At 43.6% G+C, this 4,115-nt stretch carries 5 protein-coding genes and 2 pseudogenes; 4 read left to right on the top strand and 3 right to left on the bottom strand.

Annotated elements, in window-relative coordinates:
* Positions 1–294 (top strand): annotated as a pseudogene (locus IM509_RS08230) (Uma2 family endonuclease); the annotation flags it as partial.
* A 74-nt stretch (positions 295–368) separates the two neighbouring features.
* Positions 369–974: a cob(I)yrinic acid a,c-diamide adenosyltransferase gene (cobO, locus tag IM509_RS08225; protein ID WP_002789509.1), complete on the top strand. Its 606-nt coding sequence runs from the start codon at positions 369–371 to the stop codon at positions 972–974.
* Here cobO and IM509_RS08220 read toward each other — a convergent pair.
* Positions 971–2,152 carry an aldo/keto reductase gene (locus IM509_RS08220; RefSeq protein ID WP_185237388.1) on the bottom strand — a complete coding sequence of 394 codons (1,182 nt, stop codon included), beginning with the start codon at positions 2,150–2,152 and terminating at the stop codon, positions 971–973. The genes cobO and IM509_RS08220 overlap by 4 nt on opposite strands.
* Here IM509_RS08220 and IM509_RS08215 point away from each other — a divergent pair.
* Positions 2,127–2,276 carry a hypothetical protein gene (locus tag IM509_RS08215; protein WP_287716787.1) on the top strand — a complete coding sequence of 50 codons (150 nt, stop codon included), beginning with the start codon at positions 2,127–2,129 and terminating at the stop codon, positions 2,274–2,276. The two genes, IM509_RS08220 and IM509_RS08215, sit on opposite strands and share 26 nt — an antisense overlap.
* Before the next feature lie 185 nt (positions 2,277–2,461).
* On the opposite strand, the gene map is transcribed toward IM509_RS08215, so the two are convergent.
* Positions 2,462–3,226 carry a type I methionyl aminopeptidase gene (map, locus tag IM509_RS08210; RefSeq protein ID WP_052277160.1) on the bottom strand — a complete coding sequence of 255 codons (765 nt, stop codon included), beginning with the start codon at positions 3,224–3,226 and terminating at the stop codon, positions 2,462–2,464.
* 423 nt (positions 3,227–3,649) lie between these two features.
* Here map and IM509_RS08205 point away from each other — a divergent pair, with 423 nt between their 5' ends.
* Positions 3,650–4,027 carry a substrate-binding domain-containing protein gene (locus IM509_RS08205; RefSeq protein WP_249264980.1) on the top strand — a complete coding sequence of 126 codons (378 nt, stop codon included), beginning with the start codon at positions 3,650–3,652 and terminating at the stop codon, positions 4,025–4,027.
* Here IM509_RS08205 and IM509_RS08200 read toward each other — a convergent pair.
* Positions 3,983–4,115, bottom strand: a pseudogene (locus IM509_RS08200) (IS630 family transposase); the annotation flags it as partial. The gene IM509_RS08205 and the pseudogene IM509_RS08200 sit on opposite strands and share 45 nt — an antisense overlap.

The raw sequence follows: 4,115 nt of genomic DNA, 5'->3' as shown, positions 1-4,115 counted from the left end.
GAACAGTTAGGATTATATTTAGGCATATTTGACGGGAAACTGCGTTATTTTACCGTCGATGGTCAACTGGTTCCCACTCCCCAAGAAGCTGAATTACAGCAAAGACAAGCAAAGGAACAGATTCTTTTAGAAAGGGAACAGATTCTTTCAGAAAAGGAACAGATTCTTCTAGAAAGGGAACAGGAAAGACAGGCAAAAGAACAGGCTCTTTTAGAAAAAGAACAAGAACGACAAGCTAAGGAAAGATTAGCGGCAAAATTACGAGAATTAGGCATCAACCCCCAGACAATTTAGCCGGTTAAAATCTGCAAACAGCGATCGATAACCCCTTGAGTTACAATTATCTTGATTTGACTGGACAGACCCGAATGCAACTAACTCCCGAACAATACAAAGAAAAAATGCAGCGCCGCAAGGTTATCCAAGAGGAACGTTTAGCCGAAAAAATTGCTGAAAAAGGTTTAATTATCGTTAATACTGGCGATGGTAAGGGAAAAACCACGGCAGCCCTCGGTATGGTTTTACGTTCCCTCGGTCATGGTTACAAAGTGGCGGTGGTACAATTTATCAAAGGTGCTTGGGAACCTGCCGAACAAAAGATTTTTAGTGTTTGGGGGGAACAAATCGAGTTTTATGCAATGGGGGAAGGTTTCACCTGGGAAACTCAAGATAGAGAAAGAGATATAGAGAAAGCCCAAGAAGCATGGCAAAAAGCCCTAACTTTTCTCGAAAATCCCCAATATAAATTAATTTTACTCGATGAGATCAATATCGCCCTTAAATTCGGCTATCTGGATATTCAGGAAGTTATCGCTGGTTTAGCCCGAAAACCCGCTAATTGTCACGTTATTCTCACTGGTAGAGGAGCTTTACCCGAATTAATCGAGATAGCGGATTTAGTCACGGAAATGAAGTTAATTAAACATCCCTTTCGTCAACAGGGAGTGAAAGCGCAACCCGGCATCGAATTTTAACTACTGCTTAAGCGTTGTACCGTCTCTCCCGACAATAATCGATGAGTTTCGGCGAGAAGATAGGGAATTTTATCAGCGTGGGGACTAGCGGCTAAACAGGCAGTTAAATCGAGTTTTTCCACCTCTTTTGCCTGTTGACCGGGGAACCAATGACCCCCATTCCCCAAGAGATTGTATCTGGCCTTGGCAAAGTCAATCATATCGTAGGCGATAGCGAGATTGCGTAACCAGAGGATAGAACGAATATTGATGTGATTGGGGGTATTTTCCCAGCTAGGTAAACCCAAAGACCAAGTTTTTACCCAATTATCGCCTAAACAGTTGATCATCTCTCCTTGCAATCTCTCGATAATTGCCGGTAAAATCTCCTCGGATCGATCGAGTAAGGGTAAAGTTTTCAGGTGTTCATCAAAATCTCTGGCTTGCGCAGTACCGATACTCAGGGTATGAACGGCCCGATGACTGAGACAGAATAGGTCATTAAAAACCATCGGACTGAGAGGAGAACAGAGCGCGACGAGCTTAGGGGGAGGATTGTAGAGATGGCCGCCCTTATCGGAGGGACTAATGATAAAAACGCCCATATCGTGCTGTTTTGCCGCTTCTATGGCTGGCCAGTTATTCTGAAAAATATAGTACCAGTGCAAATTGACGTAATCATAACAATTTGTTGCAATAGTCTTGACAATTACATCAGTTGGTGCATGGGTGGAGAAACCGATAAAACGAACTTTTCCCTGTTGCTGTAATTTTTTCGCCCCTTGCCAACAACCGCCCTCGGCCATAGTGTCATCGAGAATTTCAGCGGTGTTGATGCCATGGATACCCAACAAATCCACATAATCTAACCGTAAAAATTGCAGGGATTGCTCAAATTTACGGCGAAATTCCCGCACATCTTGACTAGGAGAAACTTTCGTCTGCACGATAATCTCATCCCTCGGTAGTTGCGGCAAAATTTTGCCCAATTGCATCTCCGAAGTGCCGTAACCCCTAGCGGTTTCGATGTGATTAATCCCCACTTCTAGAGATTTATTGATGATTGCCTCTAAATTGCCTTGATTCTCGTCGGGAATTTGCGACATTGGCAAATCCTGCCACTGAAATTGATAGCGCATTCCCCCACAGGAAAACACCGGCATTTGTAGATTAGTGCGACCGAAACGACGATACTGCATATATTCAGTTATCAGTTATCAGTTATCAGTTATCAGTTATCAGTTATCAGTTATCAGTTATCAGTTATCAGTGGGGAGGTGGGTGACCACTTCGTGCGCGTTGCGGGGGGTTTTGGGGTATTAGTTGAAACTGGGAGCATCTCATTTATACAAGTGAGTAATTATACTTATCCATAAAACTGGTTTCTAGCAAGGCTTTCAAAATAGCTTGACATAAAAACCTGATTTAGGGGTTACAAAGGTGAGATGCTCCCGTTGAAACTTCCCTATTTCCCCATTCTCCCATTCCCTGTTTCCTGTTCCCTAAATTTAATCGGGTAAAGTGAGGATTTCGACACCAGTTTCGGTGACGGCGATGGTGTGTTCAAATTGGGCCGAAAGCTTACCATCTTTAGTAATAGCAGTCCAACCGTCTTTTAAGACAATATGTTGCCAGGTTCCCTCATTAATCATTGGTTCAATGGTGAATACCATGCCGGGGCGAATTGTTTTGCCTTTGCCGCGAATGCCGTAGTGGGGAACCTGCGGACCGGTGTGAAAAACATTACTGATACCATGACCGACAAAATCTCTAACCACTGAAAATCCCTCTCCTTCGGCGTATTCTTGGATAGCGGCGCCGATATCGCCGATTTTACCCCCCGGCTGCACCGCATCTATGCCTCTTTGCAGACATTCTCTAGTCACTTCCACTAACTTTTTGGCCAAGGGGGAGGGAGTACCGACAAAGAAAGTCTGGGAGGTATCGCCGTGATAACCTTCTAAAATCGGGGTGACATCAATGTTAATAATATCGCCGTCTTTGAGGATTTGATCGGCGCTGGGGATGCCGTGACAGATAACCTCGTTAATGCTAGTACATATGGACTTAGGAAAGCCATGGTATCCTAGGGGCGCACTTTTGGCTCCATGGGCGCAGGTCCAACGTTCTGCCTCGTCATTGATTTCTAGGGTACTTACCCCCGGTTTAACCATATCGGCCAGATGGTCTAACAGTTTAGCCGCTAATCGTCCGGCTCGACGCATTTTTTCAATTTCCCGGGGAGAGAGTAAGGTGATGGTATCGTTGCCCATGAATTATCCGACTGTTAAGAAAGATTCTTGTTACATTTCTTATCCTAGCAAAATCGGGCAGCGTTATGGTTTAGGGGGTTGGGTTATAGGAGCGGGAAGTGGGGAAGTAGGGTGTGGGGAAGTGGGGAAGTGGGGAAGTGGGGAGAACAAAGCTGCCTTTTGCCTTTTGCCTTTTGCCTTTTGCCTTTTGCCTTTTGCCTTTTGCCTTTTGCCTTTTGCCTTTTGCCTTTTGCCTGTCCTGATATGTAGCGCATACTCAACGGATTTAGTATCAGACCCTACAGATAAACGTTTTTGTTGTCCTTTTGTCCATCAGTTTGATGTATTTTCGATAACATTCAACTTTAGAATTCTTAATTATATATATCAACTTTTTTTGAAATGATATTATGTAGTTATTGACTGATAACGGGGACAGAGACAATGAGTAAAAGCGACAAAAATTCTGTGAAAATGGTATTTTCTGCGTTAAGTATTTTGATAATTAGCCTACTGCCGGCCTGTGGCATAGGGGAATCTCCAGCTAATAAATCAATTAAAATTGATGGTTCTAGTACCGTATACCCGATTACCCAGGCCGTGGCCGAGAAATTCAAAAGCAGTCAACCGGGTACAGCAGAAGTGAGCGTAAAATTTTCGGGAACCTCAGGGGGATTTCGGGAATTCTGCGAAGGAAAAACTGATATTAGTAATGCCTCTCGACCGATTCAAGCCGATGAGATGTCCCTGTGTAATCGCTATGGCGTAAGATATACTTTAGACGTTCATAATCTGAGATTTATTAAACTTCTGAAATCGTAGAGTCAGCAAGGAATCCAGTTCTTTTTTATGTTTCAAATGGGCATCATTCAAACATTCATAAATGGCTGAAGAAAAGTCAGAAAAGTTT

Origin of the sequence: Microcystis sp. M31BS1 (assembly GCF_020245285.1) — a bacterium.
Classification (GTDB): domain Bacteria; phylum Cyanobacteriota; class Cyanobacteriia; order Cyanobacteriales; family Microcystaceae; genus Microcystis; species Microcystis panniformis.
The sequence above is the reverse complement of the archived record's forward strand: the minus strand, read 5'-3'. Positions and strand labels throughout refer to the sequence as shown.

Excerpts from the sequence above, each read along its gene's own strand:
- cobO (WP_002789509.1), top strand. The coding sequence starts at position 369 with ATGCAACTAACTCCCGAACAATACAAAGAAAAAATGCAGCGCCGCAAG.
- IM509_RS08220 (WP_185237388.1), bottom strand. The coding sequence starts at position 2,152 with ATGCAGTATCGTCGTTTCGGTCGCACTAATCTACAAATGCCGGTGTTT.
- map (WP_052277160.1), bottom strand. The coding sequence starts at position 3,226 with ATGGGCAACGATACCATCACCTTACTCTCTCCCCGGGAAATTGAAAAA.
- IM509_RS08205 (WP_249264980.1), top strand. The coding sequence starts at position 3,650 with ATGAGTAAAAGCGACAAAAATTCTGTGAAAATGGTATTTTCTGCGTTA.